The organism is Allofrancisella heilbronnii (assembly GCF_000710735.2).
In the GTDB taxonomy this organism is placed as follows: domain Bacteria; phylum Pseudomonadota; class Gammaproteobacteria; order Francisellales; family Francisellaceae; genus Francisella; species Francisella frigidaquae.
In genome coordinates this window covers 1,585,053-1,608,639 of record NZ_CP144673.1, presented here as the reverse complement: position 1 = coordinate 1,608,639, position 23,587 = coordinate 1,585,053, and the positions used below count along the sequence as shown (strand labels likewise).

The following is a 23,587-nucleotide window of genomic DNA, read 5'->3' as shown; positions in this document are numbered from 1 at the left end:
AAACCTTGTTGAATATAACTAAATGGGTTTTTATAAAAATTTATTAAATATCTATAAACACACATAGATATAATTAATATGACTATCTTTTGCAGTCACTCAAATCACCAAAGTTGTCATCAAAACTAAGTTACTGAGTTTTACCTTTCCTTTGGATACCGCTTTTTGGGATTAGCTATAAATAACCATTATCTTTATACAGTCGTAGTTAAAACTCATGTTCAAACTCTAAAGCTAGACCTTTCTTATCACTTACTATTTTTCCTTGATGGTATTTTAATATGCCATTTACGATAGTTGAATGGATTTTTGACTTAAATGTATAACCTGCAAAAGGTGTCCAACCACATTTATAATGACAACTCTCATCAGTTACTGTATGCGGATTATTCAAATCGACTAACACTAAATCAGCCATATAACCTTCTCTAATAAAACCACGATCTTTAACTTTATACACTATAGCAGGAGCGTGAGCCGTTTTTTGTACCACTTGTTCAAGTGTTAAGAAACCTTTGTGATAATGCTCTAAAACCGAAATAAGTGCTTGCTCAACTAATGGTAAACCAGCTGGTGCTTTAAAGTATGTCCCTTGCTTTTCTTCCCAAGTGTGCGGAGCATGATCTGTAGCTATTACATCTATCACGTCATTTTTAACTGCTTCTAAAAGAGCTAAACGGTCAGTTTCTTCTTTTATAGCTGGATTACATTTAATTAAAGCTCCTTTTTCAGCGTAATCTTTACGTGAGAAAAATAAATGATGAGCACAAACTTCAGCTGTAATTCGCTTTTGTTCTAGTGGTAACTCATTATTGAAATGAATCATTTCCTCAGCTGTAGTTAAATGTAAAACATGCAAACGAGAGTTATATTTTTTAGCTAAAGACACCGCTAATTGTGACGATTTAAAGCAAGCTTCACGTGAACGAATATCAGGATGCAAGCCAAATGGTACGTTTTCATCATATTTTTCACGGGCTTTATCTTCATTTGCTTTAATCATAGGTGTATCTTCACAGTGAGTCACTATTAGTAAAGGACTATTAGCAAAAAAACCCTCTAATGTTTCTTGATTATCTACTAACATATCACCTGTTGAAGCACCCATAAAAATTTTGATTCCACAGGCATCATTTGGTTTTAAGCGCTTAAGCTCATCGATATTGTTATTCGTAGCTCCTAAATAAAAAGCATAGTTTGCATGTGAACGTTGAGATGCTCGCTCTTTTTTCTCAGCTAACCTTTCAACTACCGTAGTAGCTGGGTTAACATTTGGCATCTCCATATAAGAGGTAATACCTCCCATTACAGCTGCTCGTGACTCAGATTCTATATCTGCTTTATGCATTAATCCAGGTTCTCTAAAATGTACCTGATCATCAATCATTCCAGGAAGTAAATGTAATCCTATGGCGTCTATAACTTGGCCTGCTGATTTATCTATATTTGCAGCAATTTGAGTTATTTTGCCATTTTCGATGAAAATGTCAGATTTAAAAATTTTTCCTTCATTTACAACGGTAGCATTTTTAATAAGTAAACTTTGAGTAGACATATTTTATCTCCTTTTGACGTTCTAAGGAGATTATAATCAACGAAGTTATAAATCTCTAGGCTTAAAAAATATCGTATATGGTAAGTCAAAGGAGGATTTTAATAATTTCTAATTACTTCAAAAACTTCTTGTAATTTTTTCTCATCTTTTTCACCAGTTTTAGATTCTACTCCAGAGTTTATATCATATCCAGAACATTTGAGCTCTATTGCTTTAGCTATATTTGTAGAATTTAGACCACCAGATAAAATTATACTTTTTCTATCCTTTATAAGATTCCAATCAAAAGTTTTGCCTGTGCCACCTTTTTTACCATTTACTTGGCTATCTAAAAGATGGTAATCAACATTATCTAAGAACTTCGGAATTTCTGTACCGACACCGTACGCTTTCCAGATCTGACAATTTTTATGCAATTTAGCTTTTAAATTATCTATGTATTGCTGGTTTTCGTTGCCATGAAGTTGGACTGCGTTTAACTTTAAACCATATGCAAAATCTACAACTTCATTAATATCAGCATCAGCAAACACACCTACATAATTTAATCTAACTTTTTTAGATATCTGTTTAGCGATGTCATAATTTATAAAACGAGAAGATTCTTTTACAAAAATTAATCCTCCATAAACAGCTCCTGCATCATATGCTTTTTGAGCATTCTCTACAGATGTTAAACCACAAATTTTATTAAATCCATAGATAATCTTTCTTACAGCAAGTTCTAGGTTACGTTCCCCCATAAGAGAGCTGCCGATAAGAAAACCGTCAGCATAATTTCTTAAATCTCTAACCTCTTTGTTTTTATAAATACCTGACTCAGAAATTATAATTGCTCCTTTTGGTATTTTAGGGGCTAGTATTTTTGTTGTGTTTAAATTTATAGATAAATCTCTAAGGTTACGATTATTTATACCTATAACTTTTGCTTTTAGATTTATAGCTCTTTGCAGTTCCTCTTCATTACTTACTTCTGTTAAGATACCCATATTTAATCTATTAGCAACTTTTGCTAATTTTTTATATTCTTGATCTCCAAGCACAGAAAGCATTAATAAAATAGCATCTGCCTTATAATATCTAGCTAAATATATTTGGTATTCATCTATAATAAAATCTTTACACAAAATAGGTTGTTGTACTTGGTTTCTAACTATTTCTAAGTTTGCAAAACTTCCCATAAAAAATTCTTCATCTGTAAGTACAGAGATAGCATTAGCATAATTTTTATATACAGAAGCTATTTCATTAAGATTAAACTTTTTACGGATAATTCCTTTGGAAGGTGAGCCTTTTTTGCACTCTAATATAAATACAGCTTTTTCAGACTCCAAAGCTTTATAAAAATCCCTATCTGCTTTGACAATTCCATTTTTAAAAATTTCTAGAGGGAATAATCTCTTTTTTGCAAAAAGCCATTTTCTTTTTGCTTCAACAATTTTTGCTAATATCGTTTCCATATTTTACTTCTTTAGGCTTTTTGTGACTATTTTAAACGAAAAAGAAGTAAATGTTGAATATTTAAAACCAGTCTTTTCTTGAATTTGTAGGTATTTATTTGTTACCGTGTATAATTTAAATTCCAGAGCGGAGCTATCGCTGTAAAATATAAATTATATCGCTACCAAATATGGTAAAATGTATTTTATATAAGTAACTAATTAGCGGAGTATTAATTATAAAGTTACTATCAGAATTTGACGACATATTGGTTATAGACAGAGAATACGTTTTTAGAAATATAAGCAACCCTAATGAGAGCTCTATAGCTATTGGACCTTTATTCACCTGTGTAGCATTTTTATTGATATGCTATTTAGATGAAACAGACGTTGATGAGGTCATTCTATTTGCTGCTCACTTACAATGTGGCGGATTTGGATATAAAAATTTAGACAGTATAGATAAAAAGATATCTAAAAAAAATATCCAAAAATTGGAATACTATTATATTATCCCAGGATCTATTGATAAATATTATGTAGAAGATATTGAGAAAATAACAGCTTTTTTAAAAGAATATAGTGTAACAGTTCAAGATAACGTAATTGAGCTGCGTAGTGATGGTGCTCCTACTCCACTATTTATATATACCCATATTTCATTTCAAACTACAGAACTAACTTTAAGAAAAACTAATAGTGATTTGAGCTTATACATATTTGATCTTATATATGAAGATCAAACTAAATATGCATGGGAAAGAAATTCATCTATTTGTAGGTGTTGTAAAAAAACAAAATTAAAACTATTTCATAGGCACCATTGTAGGGTTTGTGGTAAGTCAATATGTGATAGATGTACCTTTAGAAAAAATATAATTGATAAACACATCAGACTAGCTACAAAGAATAGCTTTACTCCTTCAAAGAAAAAAACGGATGAAAACCTACTAGAAGTTAAAATTTGTGCCAATTGTATTAATCTATACTTAGATGATATTAGTGATTTTAAGTGAGCTGAGGGTGCCATAAAGTGTAGCAAAGAATGAGTACTTATATCCTAATGATGTTTAATTTTTCTCTTACTACTGGAGACGCACACCTATTTTCAGAATCTAACGTTATAACAGTAAAACTCTAGTCCTCTTCCCTTAAAGTGACACTAATAATGAAATCTATCGAACACTTATTATCACAGTTTCTATTAAAAAAAGATATTGTCTATCAAAAATACCTTATATAAAATAATGTTTTTAGCGTGTATGGTTAAATGTCAAAGTGTATAAAACCGTTTGAAAAATAAAAATCTCTGGCTAAATAAAAATGCGGGATACCGAAGTTCAGTTTAATTTTTATATCACAAGACAACGACGTTTTATAACATATAATTTCTTGTTAAATTGGGGATCATAAAGTATGAATATTTTAGACAGCTTAAGTAACATAGAGTTGTCTTATTCAATCATCAGTTTGTCAGCCAATATTTTTAAACAGCACAACATAACCAGATTTAGAGATTGGTTAAAAGTTTTAAGTATGCAACAAAATCCAAGAAGGAGATAATAATGAATGACTTTGAATATATAGACAAGGCAGTTAGCATTGTTTATATGCAAGATGATTTGCTGGCTATGCTATCATTAGTAAAAATTTTGGGTAAAGATGGTGAGCCAATATACGAATCAGCAGAGACAAGTTTAGTAAAATTTATCTCATCTTTAAAAAGCCTTGAACCAATTGTCCTTGGTGAAGGGGTTTCAAAAATTACTTTAGAACAGTTGCTTAAGCAGCTTGAAAACCCTCTTACAAGAACTAAGGCATCTATTTTGTTACAACAGTATCATCAAGACCTAGTGACAAAGATTAATTTAGAAGCATCAACAAAACAAAAAAACACTTCTGTTAATGGTATGGGCGTTTTGTTATATGCTTACTCTTTGGTTCAGGCTTTTTACAGCGCTAAACCATTAGCTACGCTTTTAAAAGCTGTGCACACTTTAGCAGTTAAGGAGAACGGTTATACCTATGCACTAGAGCAAATAAAAGACTCGGAAAATGCACCTTATTACCTGTATAGCTTACTTATGCCTAGCGAAATTATTGAAGAAAATAATAATGCTGAAGCAGCATTTTTAGAAAGGCTTGACCAACGTTACGAGCAATCAGGATTGCCTAAAAAAATCAGCTCTAAGCTAAGAGGAAAAAGGTTTGAAGATGGTTATTACTATGAAATGCTTTACTATGTATTAAGTTACTTTGCTGATTCTAAAAATTATGCAGAGGTACACAATAAGATTTCAGAACAATCACGTGAACCTGAAAGTTATTACATCATCAGTAAAGATCTGTATCCAGAGTTTCCAATAACTGCGCCAAGTACCATAGATGAAAAATTAAAATCGGTTTTGTGTAATGCTGAGAATATACAAAAAAAGACAAATGAGTATTTTAAAGAGCTTGAGCAAATCAAAAAAAATGCTGAAAAGCTGAAAGAATATAAGCGTAAAACGTTAAATGTCAGTTTAAAACAAGCTATTTTAATGTCTAAACTAAACTTGGCAGTTGCTATGCTTCATGAGTTAGGTACGCGCTTATCAAAGCTAGATATTGAAATTAAAGATAAGTTACTTTTGCCGAAAGAAGCCGTTCTTAATACAAGAAAGCTCCCTAGGTTCCAACAGTGGTGTAGCGCATTAGATGAGTTGATGTTGCGATTAAACAATAAAAGGGATAGTTTCTCTTGCTTGGTATATCATAAAATAATGTCAGCTACTTTAGCAAGATATGATGAATTATCTAAGATTTATGACGAAATATATACTGGAACAGTTTATGATGATAAAGCTATTCGTGGCTTAGTTACAACTAAAGCAAAGATGATTGCAAGTATCCAGATGAATCCTCTTAAATTACTAGGTGATGTATGTAGTGAAAATAATGTCCAAAAAAGTGATCAAGAAACAATTAAACACCTATTTTTAGATTTCCATAGTGAAATTCTTCCAATTACTAAAAACTGCTTGGAAGAATTTTGTTATTCATCTCCAACTAGTTTAAATAAACAATATCAGCTTGCAAAGAGAGAAACGCATCGCCATCCATTATATCCGTTAATAACAATATACAGCGAGTGGTATAAGCTAAGGTCTTTTGTTTTATTTTTTGAGAACTTTGGTAATACTCTTAGCGGCTATCTTTTAGGGTTTGAGAAAGTTAACGGAGTTGCATTTGAGATGCTCCATAAAGATTTGGTGTATCTAAGTTATGCTTTTGGTGCAATTTATAATGATCTTGAGCAATCCGCGCAAGCAATGTTGTTGAAGTATATGGCGATTTTTGCTATTGATCCAAGCAGTGAAAATTACTATTTAGCATTTAAAAAGTTTGCAATTATTGAGAGCTGTATTTTCACACACTCAGCGTTTAAATCAGTATCCTTTAATGCAATGCTAGATAAATATATTAAAAAAGAAAATTTAGAAATAAGCTCTCAATTTATAGAATTTATGAAAAGCTGTGAACGTACTAGAACTGGGTTTACACTTTTTAGTGTAGATCGAGGTACACACACTCTAGCCTATCAAGCAAGTGGTCAATACCAGTTTGAGTTAATTGTTACACATCAAGAGTTTCAAGAAGTCCAAAATGAACTTACACAGTTATATGAATTGGGTGGGGTTCCAGCACTTACAGCAATTGCAATGGTGGTATTTATAAAAAGTTATAATGATAAATTTTTAACTGGAACACGAGCTAAAGTTGAAAGCTTTAAAGGGCTTTATACTTCAGACATTTTTGCAGCTTGGCGCAGAACAGGCGTCAATAGTATGGGAAGAATTCTTAGATTAGTTAATTTAGATAATGACTATAACAGCCTACTGAAGTTACTTGAGAAGTTACAACAATATAAAACAACAGAGTCTATAAAGAAGGACGTAAATGATTTTTTAAAGGAAAAAAGTCAGCTCCTTATAAATTGTTTTACAGAAAAAACTAGGCTAAATCTTGAGCAAATTAAATCCACTATTGATAATATTGACCGAATGCTAAACGTAGAAGCAGTTACCAAAGCGACAGGTAAATCAAAATGTAGGGAAAACTTATTACAATCAAAGGAAGTTTTTAGCTGTTTATATCAAAAGCTTGTTTACCTTGATATCGCATGTTTTTCTCAACGCTTAATTACAGGATTAAAACCATTTAAGGCTAATAGAAAATTTATTGATATGTTGGCATATTATTTGACCAAAACGTTTGTTCGCAATGATGAAGTAGTAATTACACGCTATGAAAATCTACCGAAGCTTGAAAGTTTTGGCAATGTTAACAAGAATGAAAATTTTCAACTTGCGTTACAGAGCGATACTCAGCTTGCTTTCCGATCAAGCTATGAGAAAGACCGTGAAATTTTAGGAATTACTCACGATCATGAGACAGGTAGAGAAATCGTGCCGCGTGATACCAGCAATAAGTTTTATTTTTTCTTGAAAATGCTCACTAGCATGTGCGAATACTACATGGATAGTATTATTAGAATATTCGGTGATCACTATGATAAAAAAAATAAGGAACGTTTTGATCAATTTCTAGATAAATTATTGGAAGATTTTCAAATAGCAGTTAACACTGACTTTAAGACCACCTACTTAGATAAAGTAGTTTCAGATTTGAAACTAAATATCAAAATTATTAATTTATATGTTATATTTTCGTCAGCTCCTGAAACAAATCGTTTTAAAGAAGATAATGGTGTTGACCTTCATTTTTTGCAACTATTTATTGAAGAAAGTATTGCAAGCCTTAAGGTTAGATCTTTTGATAAAGTAAAATTCTTTGATAGTTCATACCGAGAATTTAGCTTGATTGAGCGTTTCACCAAAGTCTACGATGAACTTGAATATATTTATACCTTTATGAAAGATAATGATAATTTTATTATATTATCGCGTTCAGATTTATTTGCTATATACAACTTAGCAAATGATCAAGAGTTCAATAAGCGTCTTTCTAATCCAAAAGATAAACAAGCTCAGGCTTTAAAGACCATATTTGATAGTAAAAGCACAAAGCGCTTTAAACTTAAAGATCTAAAGCGTGCAGTTGATTCCTATGAATTATATTTAACAAAACATGTTATATTCCCTGAATACAATGAGAATACAGTTTTGTCATGTGGATTATTATGTTATGAGTATAACCAAATTATTACTATCATATATCAGGATATCCTTGAAAGAAGCCAAAACTACCATGGGCTGTACAAGTTTAAATGGTGGCATGTCGCATCTTTAGGGTTCGGTGCTGCAATTGATTACCTTTATACGACGAACAATCTTGCTGAAGGAATTAAAGAAATTCAAACAATAATTTCTAAAGGGTCGTCTAATGCTAACCAACAAATTCAACACATCATAGCAGTTGCAAATAAGCGTTTACAAAAGAATAGTAAACGCAATGATAGCGTGCGACGCCTATATGCGTTTTTAAATCAAGATTTATCTAAATATATAGCAGAAAAAACCAAACAAATTAAGCTTTCTAAGCCAGATTTTGAGTTTCGACGAGTGTCTACTGTTAATCAAAGTAGTTTTGAGCAACATTTAAACAAAAAAGATTCGAATGATGGTAAAGAAAAATTTAGCTCTATGAATGACAGTTCATTAGATATTGGTATAAATAACGCATTAGTACTCTCAATTAGCCAAAATTTAGCTCCTTTAAACTTACTTACACCAGAATTGCGAGCTTCTATGGCTCTTGATATTGTTCAAGATATCGCTAGTCATAATGTGGAACGCGCATCCTTTATTTCTAATGGATTTATTGATATTTGCGTTGGCAAAAGGCACCAGGAAGGAGTTATTAACTTAAATCAAGATGACAAGTTTATAATAAAACCTTGCCGAACGATACTAAGTGATGAAATTGAAAAAGGGAATATACTAACTGAGATTAGCCAATTAGTAGCAGTTTCAAAAGATAGCTTAATTATCTTACCAATTAGTTTTGGAAACTGGCACTTTATGTTATTTATGGTTGACACTGTAAATAAAAGGCTTTATTTTTTTGACTCATTAAACGGTAATCGAGCTGAGTGGGCTAAATCTAAAATCAAAGTGTTAGGGATAGAACGTTATCAATTAGTTTGTCTTACAGAATCATTTCAGCAAAACAATGATTGTGGATTTTTAGTGCTTGCCTTTATAGATCAGATTTATCTTCGCAATAATAAAAATATGGATATGGTTGAGCTATATAGATCAATCAAGAAAGAATATGATAGTAGTTTCCTAAGACAATATTTTTGTCACTATGCTGGGAAACCTTATGCTGCAGATAATTGGGTATTCACCATTAAATAAAACTAAATAATTTTGGCAACAATCTTTGTTTCTTTGTTATGTAACTTAAAAATTGAGAAAATCTAAGGCTTGATAATCTTTATATTAAACTTTTTTCTGATATCTTTTATAGGCGTATTCAGGTAACTATCATGACTGTACCAGTCCTATTTTTTAGTCATTTTAAAAGCTCTTTATATCCTTTTAAATGTAACGTTGGAACCAACTAAGGTCCAAATATCATTTATAGCCTCTCCTTTTATTTAATCTTTTGATTGCTTAGCTTTTTCGTTATTCTTATCCTTAGGCTTTTTATTTTCCTCGTTACAAGCTTTGTCAGTATCATGACAAGGGCAAGCAGATTCAGAATCACAGTTATCTTTTTTATAGTATTTATAAGCAAACAATACGATAACTGCAGCTATAACAACCAACCAAGCATTACCATAGCTGGAACCTGGCAATATAGCTAGGATTAAAGTAATTATCTTTAATACTACAGCAACCCCTAAAATAGCTAAAAAGACTGCTAAAGCGCATTTAGCCATTTTTTTATAACATTCAGGATTTTCTTTAAAGCAACATTTCATAATTCTATCTCCATTGTTTTATGATACAGCTTAATTTTACCAAGAAAAAACGCTATTAGGTAGTATTAATTCAAGAGGCAGCAGATGAAAAATTAAATGATTTGGCTGCAATAATTGCTTGCACTATTTATTGCCTAAATTAAACAAAGGTTACCAAAAATAATATCGTTACAACAAGTTTTTTTATACCATATAACATAAGTAGATGTAAATATTGAGTTTTAAAGCATGAAAGAATTTAGTAAGAAAACCCATACACCTTTTTTACAAAAAAATTATCATAATTTATTATCTAACCCTATTGATCATTATCTTAGGGGTGTAACAGCATCTTTAAAGGCTTATCCTGCTATTTTGCTTGCTGAGGAGCAGCCTAATTCTATCAAAAATGGTATCAGATTATTAAAAAAATTAAGTGATAACAAACGCATCGGCCATGCTACAGCGAAAAAATTTTGGTCAATAGTAGGAGATTCAAAAGTATTAGATTATTACGAGTTAGTTAAGAATGCTAATGAAGGGGCAAAGGTCATATTTGCTAATAATTTTGACTTAACTAGTATCTTAGCTGAGATTTTAAATATTTCAGGAAAGTCAGCTTTAGATTTGCTTAAAAGCATAGGGCTTGGAGAAATAGGGGCATTTGCTCTTGATTTAACTATTCCTGATTGTTGGGGCACTTTAATTGGTGTTAGTTTATCAGTTTGTTTACTTGGGCTGGATTTTGGCAGTTGTGCTGTAGTTGGTATGGCTGCGGATGCTGGTAAGAGCGTTAAAAAGACTTATGATTATACTAAAAAAGGTCTTGAAATTGGTGGTGTTGCTCTTAATCATAATTTGATGCTCCAAGTCTTAATATGTAAGATGTTAAATGGGATTATTAAATACAAACCTACTGGCATGCCTTCTAGAATCTGCGTTGATATTGTTGACATGGTGCTTTTTCTGTTTTCAAAAATGAATGGTGTGTATATAGGGTCATATTCATTATTTGAACTGCTAATGGTTAATAAGCTCAATTTTATTAGTACAGCTCGTGACAATAAAGTTGATGCTTATATAATGAATCTTTATAAAGAGTTTCAAAAAAAATCTGAAGCATTAAATTACGTTGTAAATATAAAAGATATTGATGAGGTTATGAAAATTAGGCAATCTTTTTTTCAAAATCGTTTTAGTAATTTAGAAAGTCACTATGTCTCTGTTATGAATGCTGCTACAGATGATAAAATAAAAACCCAAGCTAAAAACAAAAATAATTCTGTCATTACACAACCTGATGAAGTATCAAGGAAAATAGCAGATTCTTATCTAACTATTCAGACAATTTTCAAGGAGACATTAGTAATAGAAGAAAGGCGTATAGCATTAAGTGGTAAAATTCCTATTGAAAAAATTAATAATAGTACCAGTAACTTTTGCAGCAAAGTGTTTGATTCATTTAATGAAGTTGATAGTTTATTGATATATTACCGAACTCAAAGTACTAATATTAGAAGATTACTTGACAAAATTTCTGGTGATTGCAAAAAACTTAGAGTTTCATTAGCCCAGGCACAAAAAGTTGGAGTTAAACGTAGATTTATAAATAATACGGCAGAGGATAAACGTTTAGGAAATTTAAGACAACAAATTGACACTGTGACAAGGATTAATGATCAACAAAATAGGGTTCGTCTAGAAGGTATGGATTTAGCCACAGAATCTTTAGATTATAAAAAAGTTATTCACAATGGTAAAGCAGTATTTGAACGCAGAAATAACACTTTTAGAATGAATCAAATAATTCGACATAGTCAATGTCAATCATTAGATTATTTACTAAATAGTAATTACCAAAACTCTAATAATAGTGTTGATAATTTTCTTAAGCAGGTAGAGGATGCTCTAGGTGACAAAAGTAATATTGATAAATATTATCAATATGGAAAAGCGATAACTTCAACTATACCCAGAATTAAATATAAAGCTATTGATTACTCTAAAGTTTCTGAGCTTCAGATTCTTAGCAGAGCAGCACTAACTTGCTTTTGGAGGACTGAAAGCGAATTTTCACTGAGATTCATTTTCTGGCACTATTGTGTTTGTACAAGAATTGACATAGATGACATTTCAAATAGATTTATTGATGATAAAGTAGCGATAGTACATAAATTATTTTCTGATAATTTGTACAAAAAATTTAAAACAGCAACTTCTAATTTTGAGTATTAGATTTTATATATCATACTACTAATATAAGAAGTATGATATATTGTAAATTTTGACGTTCAAACTACTTATATGAGCCAAATATCAAAAGATGATTATCAAATTTTATTAAAAATGCAAAACTTATATAAAGAGTTAGGCTTGGATTTTCCAGAAAAATATAAAGTAGGTGGAGCAAGAAAAAAATGTTTTTCTACCGAATATTATATGAGCGATGAAATTGCTAATATTGATGCTTTAAGGAAAATTGCAAAGTTCAAACTGCATCTTCATAGTAATAACCCTTATTCACAATATAATAAAATAACAGAAACCGTGTTAAGGCACTTGTGTAGACTGTTGAGAGAATATGTAAATAGATCCATTGGCCATAGAGCTGACCTGGTTAGGTATTTACTCATATATGAAAACATTGATGCAATTTTGGCATTAAGCCAATCTGATATGACACCTAGCTCAATGAAGCAAATTATGTCTCGATGTTTGCTTTATAAACAACTTGGTTATTGTGAGAGGTTTTTTTACGCAGGGATTCTAAGTACAGAATTTGCAAACACATTTAAGAAGATATATGAAGAAATCAGAATTTTAATTTTTGAACTTCTAATAGATTTTATTAACCAAAGCCATGTAGAGAAAATAGGAAGTTTAATTAATATATTAACAACATATCGCGAATATCTCTTTCTCTACTTCACATCTAGTGACATACTCTCGCTTGAAGAAGAGGAAAATAATGATTTAGATATTAATCATCTTAAAGTTTATTTAAACCAAACGATGCTTGGCGCATTTTCTTTATCAGAAAATAAAAGCAAAAATAGATATTTAAATATGGTGAGGTTCACGAAACAATTGGTCCAAATAATAGAAAGAGAATTTCACATAAAATTTATTTCTATTGGCACTAATAATTATAATTTAAAAGATATTACCGAATCGCATAATCATATTAGACATATCACAGCCAATATTTGTAAAAGCTATGACGACTTTGCAAAAAATTGCGTATATAAAGAACTCTCGGGAAAATACATGTCTAAAGAATCACGAGATCTAAGGGATCAGAATATATTTATAGGTAATAAAAATGGTTTAAAAGGTATTGTATTTTCAGATTTGTTATTGGCATATTTTTGTAATGGCTTTTTAATATCTTCATCGCTAGGCAATTTAATCGATGGTTCTATAAAGTCGGGATTTATCGATGAGGTGTTACAAAAAAGATCAGATAAACGTAAATTTTCTAAAATGATCCAAGATTTTATAATACCCTTAATAAACTTGCTTAGAAACTATATTATTATTTCAACCATTTTAATTGAGCTCAAACTATATAAAGATTTCTATATACACCACGGTGAGCAGTCTCGGGAAAATTTAACTAAACTATTTATAAATCTTTCAACTGATATTCAAAAAGTGCTAAACCATACCAGAGATAATATGTCAAAAGTAAAAGATTATTTAATTGAAGAATCGCCTATACCTCACAAATGTAGAGAAATGAATTCTATTTTTAATCAATTAAACGTTGGCGAATCATCTTATGTTTCTAATATTTTTAAAGAGTCTGAAAGTATATGTATACAGAACGATATGATTAGTAAAGGTGAGTTGTTAGACTTTAAACAATTTTTTATATCAGCAAAAAATAATAAAGATATATTTTCTATTTTATCTTTATTCGGTATGAGGATAAAAGGTTATAATAATCACCATCAAAATATAAACCCAAATATGAATGAGAAAATCCAAAAGTGGGTAAATGGAAGTAATGAAGTAATTTACGATACTATGAAGGTTTTTCTTGAGCAAGTACAGTTTACTAAAAAGCAAATTGATAATATTAAAATAGGTGAAGAAAATATAGATATTAACGCCTTGGATGAGAACATTAACATTAATGTTTCATACTTTATTGCTTAAATAATCTCTATGTAAAATAAACCTAGTTAAGTCTTTGTTATAAGATATAGATTTAAATAAAGAGGCAAATTATGGCAAAATTAAATGAAAACCAATTTAATACGCTAAACCGTATATTCAAGTACTATGAACAAAGTAATATTTATGTAGATAAAGAAAAATATGGAATTGACTTAACACCTCATAGAATGTTTAGTTTTTTTCTAATCGGGGAATTTGGACCAAAAAGATGGTACAGTTATTCAAACGATTTAACACAAGAAAACCTTAAAAAAGCACGACTTGAAGGTAGGTCAAAATTGATAGAAGACCCTCATGGAAAATTTACATCTCTTGCAATAACTATCTCAAACGTATTTCAAAACTATTTTCATTCACATGACTCGGAATGGCTTACTTCTCCAGATATTATAAGAGGTATTGTGGCGCAAATAGAGTTAGAGTGGATAAAGAGCAAATTATGTAGATATCAATACTCTAATTATGCTTTACTAGAAATAGCTAAGCGAATCAAATTTTATACAAATCTAGAAACTGATGAATATTTTTATCAAGGGAGATCAAAAAGGTTTATTGAAGTAATAAGACAAGTTAAAAAGGAATCTATTCTTGTATTAAAAGAATCTATGTTAAATTATTATAACTACGGAAAAGTGAAGCAATTTAAAGATATAAAAAGAGTAGCTACATACAATAATGAAATAATACTAACTATTATAACATCAGATGAACTGCAGAACGCTCATGATGGTCGCTACCAAGAGTTAATAGAATTTATTTTTAATACCTCTAGAGAGATTTCAAACATGCATATTATTGATGATTTAATCAATAAAAAGCAACCTAATAATCATATACCATCAGGTGGGATGAATCGTTTAATTTTTAACAAAATTAAAAAACCCAGTAAAGAAGATTTAGTAATTAGCTTTTTATCTAAATGTGAAGACACTTTAAATAAAGCGTTATTGAAACTAGATAATATTAAAAAGTACGCTTTAAGTAAAAAGATTACAGGATACACCACAACACAATTAAGGGCGAGAAATTTTGCCCTCCCTTTAAATGGAAATTTGATTCCTGATAAGTCATATCACCACTCAGGGCTAAAGAAAAAGCAGTATTTTGACCAACAATCATTAGAAGCATTATTAGATATTCATAAAGCATTTTTAGTGTGTGTTTTTATAAACTCTATTTCCTCTGCGATAGAATGCTATTTAGAAATATGTGGAGAAATTATCTTTAATACTAATGAAGAATTTAAGAATATTGTTTGTGGTTTTTTAAATAAAACTACGAATGTATTGCTTTATGAAATAAACCCAAGCAAAGCTTTGGATGAGTTGATTTACACTTTTGTAAGGAATAACGGAGATAGCGAGTTTTTATCTGCCGCTAAAAGGAAGATATCTATCACCCCAGGCTTTAATTCTAATGGATCATTGCATTTGCTAACGGAGCTAATATCTTTGTTGGCAGACACTAAAGAGTATAAAAAAAATATTAATACCTCTGGGGCTGAAATCGGTGAGATTAGTAGCTTTATTAAAGAACATGGAGGTTATTTACATAACAATCCTATAAATGATGAATTAATAGATATAATTCACACCAATGGCACACCTACTGATGTAACGATGCTTTTTGGAGCCTCAGCTGCTTTAGCATATGTAATTTATAAAACGTCATCAATCACAAGATTTTTTTAGGGTAAAGGTAAAGCTGAACAAAAAGTTAAAGGATAAGTAACATTTAATTACAAAGCCAAAGCGTGTTAACATTTTCCTAAGTTGTTTGATATCGGTTAATAAGTTTATAGGAGTAGTTGATTATTATCCGTCTTATAGTGAGTCTTAAGTTTATCTTTATTCCACGCATTCATAGTTGCTTTGGATATGGTGACACCTTCATAGTTTTTAGATGGGTTAGCATACATTTCCAGATAGTAGTAAAAGCTACCATTTTGTTTCTTGTTTGGAAGCAAAACAGCAGCATTTTTATAGCTTTCTATAAATAGATCTTTAATGCCGGCTATATTGTTACAGTAAGATATAATATCTTCATCTTTTGTTAATGAGAAGGTATAATCGTAACTATTATTAAGGTGCGTTGTTAGCATTTCTATATAGAATTTTAGTAAAATTGCTCGAGTTTGCCCTGTTATCCCATGTCGATTAATAACGCCATATCCCTTTGATGTTGTTGCTATTGCCAATAATTCTGCAATTAACCCTGATGCCATTTTGCTAATAATACCTGGTGGAAATATTGATTGCAGGATTTTTAAAGATTCTGTGGGATTTGAGCCACCCATTAAGGAAGTAATTTCATCACCTATATGTGGTTCCAAAGAACCAAAAGCAAAAGTTTGAGCTTTACCTTTTGCTATGTTAATTGCTCCAGACCCTGTAGGAGGAGAGCCAGTTTTTTCGTGGTATTTTCCTTGGTAGGCGATAATTGCTTCACAGATTAACTGTTTGATCTTAAAAGTATCTGTTATATTATTAAAAGATTTTTTTATAGCTTTAGATGCGGCTTCGCTGACTACTTCATCAAGATGATTATCTACAATGTCTTTATTTTGTATACACCGTTCGATTTTTCTATTTAGATCTGTATAATGGTCGTATTTTTCATTTCCAAGTAGTGCTTTAATTTTATTTCTAAATTGAGGTTCTCCACATAAGAAGGCCCATAGTTTATCAGTATCACTTACTTGCATGACTGATCTGTAATCAAAATCTACATTATTATCATCCAAATATTTATCGTTGTAAACATTATTTAAGGACTTTCCTACAGCATTAAAAAGATTTTTAGTGACCTTAGGTTGTAGAGTATCAGGGGTAAGGTAGCATTTCAGTAGATCACCCATATTTAAATAATCATTATACTTATTTGTTACTATACATGCATTGTGGAATACTGCTAGAGCAATGAATGAGTAGTGTGAGGTTATAAATCTTCTTTTATTATCGTCTTCTTTATTACTACTTAGATTAAGAAGAGTATTCCCGAAATTTTTAAAAAATTCATTCAAAGCGGCCCGGTCATTATCATGATCACGCATACGAATTAAAGCAGCCTTAATATTATTAGCTTTTTCAACTTCCACTGAAGTAATATTATTGGTGTGTACGCTTTGGTTTTTTTGCAAAAAAAGGTTGCCTATATTACTACTAATAATGTTCTTGTTGCTCTGTAGTTTATATAATTCATTAAAATTAGAGATGCCTTTTAAAAAAGCCTCAATTAAAGCGTCTTCTGATATGATTTTTGGGATATCTGCCATGTCGTTTTCCTCAGATGATGTATTTTACACCCATATTTTATTAAATTTTATTAAATAGCTTTCATTTTTTATTCGACCATGTATCAAGTTTCTCATATTGGGTAGAATTGTCAATTCTGTAGAATAATTTTTTATGTGTTGTTGTAAAAGTTTTTAGATTTTGCGTTAATAGACAAGAATACATTTCGCATATGACTCTTAATTTTGTAAAGAAACTAGGTAAAAGGATAGGTATTCAAAGAAATATTGCTAAGAGACCTAAATTTTGAGTTAGCAAAGTTTTATAAGGAATCAAAAATAAGAGAAAAAATTTGCATAAATAACTAAAAAAGGTAAAGGTGTACAGGAATTCGCACGGATTATTTAAAAAGTATGTAAATTTTCACTCTCTAAATAAATAGCAAAAGGTTATAAAATAGTAAAACTATTTCGATTACTCCGGTTTTTAATTTTAAACTCACAGTTCATCAAATAATAATTTTGACCAATAAATTTTGCGAAATAAACACATAACTATTATAATCTATTTTATAACTATGTGATTTGGAGAGTTGCAATGAAACAAGCGGTTGATAAAAATATTATTGAAGCTACAAGATATTTTATAGCGTTAGTCGAAATGGGGTCCTACACTGCTGTGAAAAACTTTTATTCTGTAGAATTAAATACAGTTAAGAGTAAGCTTGAGGCTTTAGAAAAGTATTTAGATATAAACCTTTACCAAAATGTCCACAATAAGATAGTTATAACTAAAAATGGGATGAAATACTATCATTCGTGTCATAAGTTGTATTTTGACCTTGAAGGTATTATTAATAGAGTGAAATATAAAGGTTTAGACAACTCTTTCTCTATACGCGTCTTAAGTACTCGTGCTGGTTTAAATTTTACTATTCCGTATGTTTTACCTAAGCTAAATGAAATAAATCCAGCTTACACATTTACTTTTGATAGCTATTTTTTATATCAAAACAAAAGTTACCATTATCAATTAGATAATTATGACATTGCAGTTATAAATTCTAGGGATTTACATGTAATTGACCAAGACCGATGGATAGTTTGTTATACAATTGATTCAACCACTATACATTCTAACCTCTATGCGAAAAAAGAGTATATTGAAGCAAATAAACTTACAGACCCAAATAGCGTTTCTAAAGCACCTTTTGTATTTAGGCGTGATGAGATGGTTAATCATAGTTTTGGCTTTGAAAGTGGTAGTGAAAATAAAAGCTACCCTATAAATAATATAAAATATGTTGTTGAGGATGATACCCTTAAAGTCAAATTTATAGAAAGTGGTTTGGGGATTTGTATTCTACCGGAACATGCAGCAAACATTTTATTAGAAGGAAAAGAAGGAATAGCCAAAATAGAGGGATTAACTTCAGATGTATTTATGGAAGAGCAACTTATAATAGTGTCTAAGTATTTAACTGATAGGAAAGAGATTATTGCTGCTTTTAGAGAAAGTTTTGATGAGTTTTTAAAAATTTGGGGCTATTGTCCTAAATGATTATAGGTTACGACTTTATTTGCTAGGAAGTCATAAAAATAAATATACAAATAGTATAAAAAGTTTCTAGAATCAGATAAGAGATGTTTGGGAAGATTTAACAGACTTAACTATATGATATGTATTCTATCTTTAGCAAGAGATTCTTTTGTAGACTAAATTTAAGTAAAAACCAATTTTATAAACATGTCTGCATGCTATAATTAAAAACTAATAGAGTACCAGTTTTAATTGATATGCAAGATTTATATCATGTCATAGGCTATCCAGTTAAACATAGTCTTTCCCCTAAAATCCAAATGGAATTAGCTAAACAGTACAACCAGGACATGCTTTTTACGGCAATAGAAATTGCACCAGAAGACTTAGAGCAAAAAATCAAAGAGTTTAAAGCTAACCCGCAAATAAAAGGTTTAAGTGTAACAGTTCCCCATAAAGAAAGAGTTTTTGAACTATGTGATGATGCGGGCGATATTGCAAAAGACGTTAAAGCAGCTAGTAATGTTATATTTACACCTGATCGTAAAATGATTGCCTTAAATTACGATGGTTTGGGAATAGTTAATGATATAAAAAACAACCATAAAGTAGGTTTTCAGAATAAAGATGTTCTTGTAGTAGGGGCAGGTGGTGCAGCTAAAGCTGTGGTAGCTGCAATTATAAAAGAAAAACCTAAATCCTTAACTATAACAAACCGCACTAAAGAAAAAGCTTTAGTTATTAAAAGTCTATTTAAATATAAATGTGATATTGAAATTGAAGATTTTGAAAATATTTCAAAATGTTTTGATATAGTCATAAATTCAACATCGTCAAGTATATCTAAAGAGTTTTTACCATTAACTGTAGAAAATTTTAATGAAAAGGCTCTAGCTTATGATCTTATGTATTCTGAAACTGGTACAGTCTTTACGCAATGGTGTCAAAACAATGGTATCAAAGCTATAGATGGCAAAGGAATGTTACTTGAGCTTAGCAAAGCTGTTTTTAAATATTGGCGAGGGATTTAAAACAAATATTTTAGTTGTGGTAAAATATAAAGTATATAAAACTCTGGCATGAAAATGTTTAGTGTAGGTTAGATTGAATAAGAAAATATTGTTTCTAGGAGTCGGTGGTATAGGCGTTTCAGCTTTAGCTATAGCAGCTAAAAAGCTTGGAGCAACAGTTGCTGGGTATGATAGCAAACCAAGTAAACTTACAGCTAAGCTAGAATCTTTGGGGGTAAACGTTTTTTCTAATCCTCTAGAAACTGATGTAGAAGAGTATGATATGGTTGTCTACTCTAGTGCTATTAAAGGTGATCACCCTTTATTATCTAAAGCTCGTCAATTTAATATACTTTGTTTACAAAGAGCTATGTTTTTGGCTATATTAATGAGGGATTTTAAGTATAGTGTAGCGATTACGGGAACTCATGGGAAAACAACTACTTCAAGTGTACTAGCGACGTTATTACAGCAATTAGATAGAACTAGTAGTTTTGTTGTAGGAGGCGTAGTTAAGCATACTAATTCAAATATAGATATAAATGGTACAGGTAAGTTAGTTATAGAAGCAGATGAAAGTGATGCTTCTTTTTTACACTTAGATCCGACTAGTATAGTAGTCACGAACATTGATAAAGATCATATGTCTACATATAAAAATAGTTATGATAATTTACTGAAAAATTTTTACGTTTTCTTATTCAAAGAGAGTGTCGAAAGTATCTATTTGTGTCTAGATGATAAGGGTTGCCAAGATTTGTTAGAAAAATATAGTTTTGGAGGAAAAAAAATAACTACTTATGGTTTTGCTAATAATGCTGATGCTAAGATTGCAGGCTACCAAATAGAAGATGGTTACACTAAATTTAGTATTTTCTATAATCAGCAAAAGTTAGACTTTTGCACTATTTTACCAGGTAGATATAACATTTTGAACATAACAGCTTGTGTAGTAAGCTGTTTAGATTTGGGTTTTAAGTATAGCCAAATTAAAAAAGCTCTTAAGCAAGTAGCTGGAGTAGTAAGAAGGTTTGATATATACACTAAAACTATCTCAAGTCATACAGTGCAAGTAATTGATGACTATGGGCATCATCCGGTTGAAGTCATTAATTGTCTAAGTGCAGTTAAAGATAAGTATCCTAATAAAAAAATTATTCATATATTTCAGCCTCATCGCTATAGCAGAAATAGAGATCTTTTTGATGATTGGACTAAAGCTTTAGCGATAGCAGATAAGCTTATCTTACTTCCAACATACTCTGCAGGTGAGGATATTATAGATGGTGCAACAAGTTTAGACTTATCAAAACAATTATCAAACTGTATTCTGGTAGGGGATTTTAGCCAAGCAATATCAGAGCTAGAAAATGTTATTGATGATGGTTATGTAGTTTTGGTTCAAGGGGCGGGTGACATAACAAATCTAGTGGAGATGTTAGGTGAGTAATTTAGAAAAAGGAATATTATACGTGGTTGCAACACCTATAGGGAATCTTCAAGATATAACGCTTAGGGCTATAGAAACCCTAAAAAAAGTAGAAATCATCTTAGCAGAAGATACTAGGGTAACTGGTAAACTATTATCTAACCTAAATATTAAAAATCAGCAAAAATTGATCTCGTGTCATGACTTTAATGAAGAGCAACGCATAGAGCAAGTAAAGCAACTTTTAGATGATAATAAAAATATAGCTCTTGTTAGTGATGCTGGTACTCCTTTAATATCTGATCCAGGTTATAAAATCGTAGCTACTTTACGTAAAAATGGTTATACAATAATGCCTATTCCAGGGGTTAGTGCTGTAATTACAGCCTTATCAGTAGCTGGGTTGCCATCAGATAGTTTCATTTTTAAAGGTTTTTTATCATCTAAAAAGAATAAAAGGCAGCAAGATTTAGAAAGCTTTATCAAGCTAAATTCAACAGTGATAATTTATGAGTCAGTACATAGAATAACATATTTATTAGACGATATTAGTGAGGTTTTACCAGCTTGTAATATAGTTGTCGCAAAAGAGTTAACCAAGCAGTTTGAGCAGCTTATAAGTGGAAAAGCTTGTGAAATAAAAAAATACTTTGTGGATAACCCTGATAGGCTAAAAGGAGAGTTTGTTATTCTTTTAGATTGCAATAACAATGATCAGCTAACAGTAGATTCTAGTATTGATCAGGAAACTTTTTTGAAAGAATTATTGCTAGAGCTTCCTCTTAAAAAGGCTGTTAAAATAACTACTAAAATTTTAGACTTAAAAAAAAATGAAGTCTATGAAAAAGCATTACAGTTAAAAAAAGATTTGGAAGATTAGTATGTTTAAAAGATCTATATACACTTTTAACAAGATGTTAAAACACAAAAAAGAGCTAAAGAATATCAAAAAAGATCACGCTCTAGAAAGTGTTATACAGCTTGAACCTGCATTCTTAAAGCAAAAAGGAATAAAATACTTGGCTTTAGATTTTGATGGCGTGTTAGCTAGTCATGGTAAACCGAAAATATATCCAGAGGTAAAAACATGGTTAGACAGTTTTGCTCTAAAGTTTGGAGAAGAAAAGATTTTTATTCTTTCAAATAAACCAACTAATCAAAGATTAGAGTATTTTAGAAAAAATTATCCACAAATCAGGTTTATATCAGACGTTGCAAAAAAACCTTATCCTGAAGGTCTTTTAAAAATACAAAGTTTATTAAACTGTGATATGAAAGAAATAGCTTTAGTTGACGATAGATTACTTACAGGTTGTTTAGCTTGTATAATCGTTGGAAGCTACCCTATATTAATTACTAAGCCATATGTTGATAGACAAAATTACTCTAAAGAAGAGAAGTTCTTCAATTTTCTGCGTTATTGGGAACAGAAGTTATTCTTATAAACTCTAATCCTCTAGCATTTTGATATAACTTTGCTTAAGATTATTATTAGCAGCTTTCAAAATAAATTTTTTAATATGAAAAAAACGATACTTTTAGTTATATTCTTATATGTTTTTTATCCAGTTTTTGCAACAGATACTTTTTCACAAACTTTCTTTGATAATTATAATCCTCAAACGGAAAACAACTTTGCAACTAAAGAAGATGATTATCGTGATGATAGTAAATTAAAAAAATATGGTGAAAATTATGATATTGAAAATGCCAAGGAATATAATTGTGAATACGATGTTGCTGGAGATCTTAGATGTTGGAAATATAAATTAAAAGACACTAGTAAGTCAAAAAAAAGTAATAAAAAAGTGACTAACATCTCAGTTGATATCAAAGATTTAAAAATAAAAGAGATTAGTAGAGGGGCGGACTTTAATTGTGCATTAGATAATGGTGATGATTTATACTGTTGGGGGCATAACGATAGAGGGCAATTAGGGCGTAAAACCAAGAAAGAAAATATTAACATGCCATTAAAGATTGCTAGTGATGTTAAATTTAAAAGAATATACACAAAGGCTCATTATGCATGTGCTTTAGATAAAGATAATCATGCTTATTGTTGGGGAGATGGAACTTTTGGGGAGGTTGGTAATGGTGAAAAAGGTATCTTTACTACCCCTCAAAAGGTCAAAACGGATCTGCAATTTAGCCATTTAGTTATGGCAACAACGTACACTTGCGGTGTAAGAAAAGATACAAAAGAAATCTATTGTTGGGGTAAAGGTGTAAAAGGTCATTCTAATACGTCTAACCTTGACTCTAGTGTTCCCGTTAAAATTTAAGT

The 23,587-nt window shown here is 30.5% G+C and carries 15 protein-coding genes; 11 read left to right on the top strand and 4 right to left on the bottom strand.

Translation table 11 applies throughout. From position 1 onward, the window contains the following. Window positions 1-208: 208 nt before the first annotated feature. A complete protein-coding gene (locus FRA_RS07510) occupies window positions 209-1,555 on the bottom strand; it encodes a dihydroorotase (RefSeq protein WP_035720411.1) in 1,347 nt (448 codons plus the stop codon). A 98-nt stretch (window positions 1,556-1,653) separates the two neighbouring features. After that, window positions 1,654-3,015 (bottom strand): bifunctional indole-3-glycerol-phosphate synthase TrpC/phosphoribosylanthranilate isomerase TrpF, encoded by a 1,362-nt coding sequence (trpCF, locus tag FRA_RS07505; RefSeq protein ID WP_035720410.1) that lies wholly within the window; start codon window positions 3,013-3,015, stop codon window positions 1,654-1,656. Between the two features lie 248 nt (window positions 3,016-3,263). Here trpCF and FRA_RS07500 point away from each other — a divergent pair, with 248 nt between their 5' ends. After that, window positions 3,264-4,013 carry an FYVE zinc finger domain-containing protein gene (locus FRA_RS07500; protein ID WP_035720409.1) on the top strand — a complete coding sequence of 250 codons (750 nt, stop codon included), beginning with the start codon at window positions 3,264-3,266 and terminating at the stop codon, window positions 4,011-4,013. A gap of 549 nt (window positions 4,014-4,562) precedes the next feature. After that, on the top strand, window positions 4,563-9,359 hold the full coding sequence (locus tag FRA_RS07495; protein WP_035720408.1) for a C48 family peptidase: 4,797 nt from the start codon (window positions 4,563-4,565) through the stop codon (window positions 9,357-9,359). Window positions 9,360-9,601: 242 nt separating this feature from the next. Here FRA_RS07495 and FRA_RS07490 read toward each other — a convergent pair whose 3' ends face one another. Further along, window positions 9,602-9,928, bottom strand: a complete 327-nt coding sequence (locus FRA_RS07490) for a hypothetical protein (protein WP_035720406.1) — start codon at window positions 9,926-9,928, stop codon at window positions 9,602-9,604. 228 nt (window positions 9,929-10,156) lie between these two features. Between FRA_RS07490 and FRA_RS07485 the strand changes: the two genes are divergently transcribed. The 3 genes from FRA_RS07485 to FRA_RS07475 all read left to right on the top strand — a co-directional run bounded on the left by FRA_RS07485 (window position 10,157) and on the right by FRA_RS07475 (window position 15,780). Then, the gene (locus FRA_RS07485) at window positions 10,157-12,142 is read left to right on the top strand and encodes a hypothetical protein (RefSeq protein ID WP_035720405.1); all 1,986 of its coding nucleotides are present in this window, start codon (window positions 10,157-10,159) and stop codon (window positions 12,140-12,142) included. A gap of 69 nt (window positions 12,143-12,211) precedes the next feature. Next, on the top strand, window positions 12,212-14,068 hold the full coding sequence (locus FRA_RS07480; RefSeq protein WP_035720404.1) for a hypothetical protein: 1,857 nt from the start codon (window positions 12,212-12,214) through the stop codon (window positions 14,066-14,068). 71 nt (window positions 14,069-14,139) lie between these two features. Then, entirely contained in the window at window positions 14,140-15,780 is a 1,641-nt protein-coding gene (locus FRA_RS07475) for a hypothetical protein (protein ID WP_035720403.1), read from the top strand. 104 nt (window positions 15,781-15,884) lie between these two features. On the opposite strand, the gene FRA_RS07470 is transcribed toward FRA_RS07475, so the two are convergent. After that, complete coding sequence (locus FRA_RS07470; protein WP_035720402.1) at window positions 15,885-17,363, bottom strand: hypothetical protein; 1,479 nt, start codon at window positions 17,361-17,363, stop codon at window positions 15,885-15,887. 556 nt (window positions 17,364-17,919) lie between these two features. Between FRA_RS07470 and FRA_RS07465 the strand changes: the two genes are divergently transcribed. From FRA_RS07465 to FRA_RS07440, 6 genes are all read left to right on the top strand, one after another. Beyond that, window positions 17,920-18,882, top strand: coding sequence for a type 2 periplasmic-binding domain-containing protein (locus FRA_RS07465; RefSeq protein WP_035720401.1), 963 nt, complete (start codon window positions 17,920-17,922; stop codon window positions 18,880-18,882). 236 nt (window positions 18,883-19,118) lie between these two features. Further along, entirely contained in the window at window positions 19,119-19,892 is a 774-nt protein-coding gene (gene aroE / locus FRA_RS07460) for a shikimate dehydrogenase (protein ID WP_035720400.1), read from the top strand. A 73-nt stretch (window positions 19,893-19,965) separates the two neighbouring features. Beyond that, window positions 19,966-21,321 (top strand): UDP-N-acetylmuramate--L-alanine ligase, encoded by a 1,356-nt coding sequence (murC, locus tag FRA_RS07455; protein ID WP_035720398.1) that lies wholly within the window; start codon window positions 19,966-19,968, stop codon window positions 21,319-21,321. Continuing rightward, window positions 21,314-22,180, top strand: a complete 867-nt coding sequence (rsmI, locus tag FRA_RS07450) for a 16S rRNA (cytidine(1402)-2'-O)-methyltransferase (protein WP_035720397.1) — start codon at window positions 21,314-21,316, stop codon at window positions 22,178-22,180. Before murC ends, rsmI begins: the two co-directional genes overlap by 8 nt. Window position 22,181: 1 nt before the next feature. Beyond that, a complete protein-coding gene (locus FRA_RS07445; RefSeq protein ID WP_035720396.1) occupies window positions 22,182-22,745 on the top strand; it encodes a YqeG family HAD IIIA-type phosphatase in 564 nt (187 codons plus the stop codon). Window positions 22,746-22,820: 75 nt separating this feature from the next. Then, complete coding sequence (locus tag FRA_RS07440; protein ID WP_035720395.1) at window positions 22,821-23,585, top strand: RCC1 domain-containing protein; 765 nt, start codon at window positions 22,821-22,823, stop codon at window positions 23,583-23,585. Window positions 23,586-23,587: the final 2 nt, after the last annotated feature.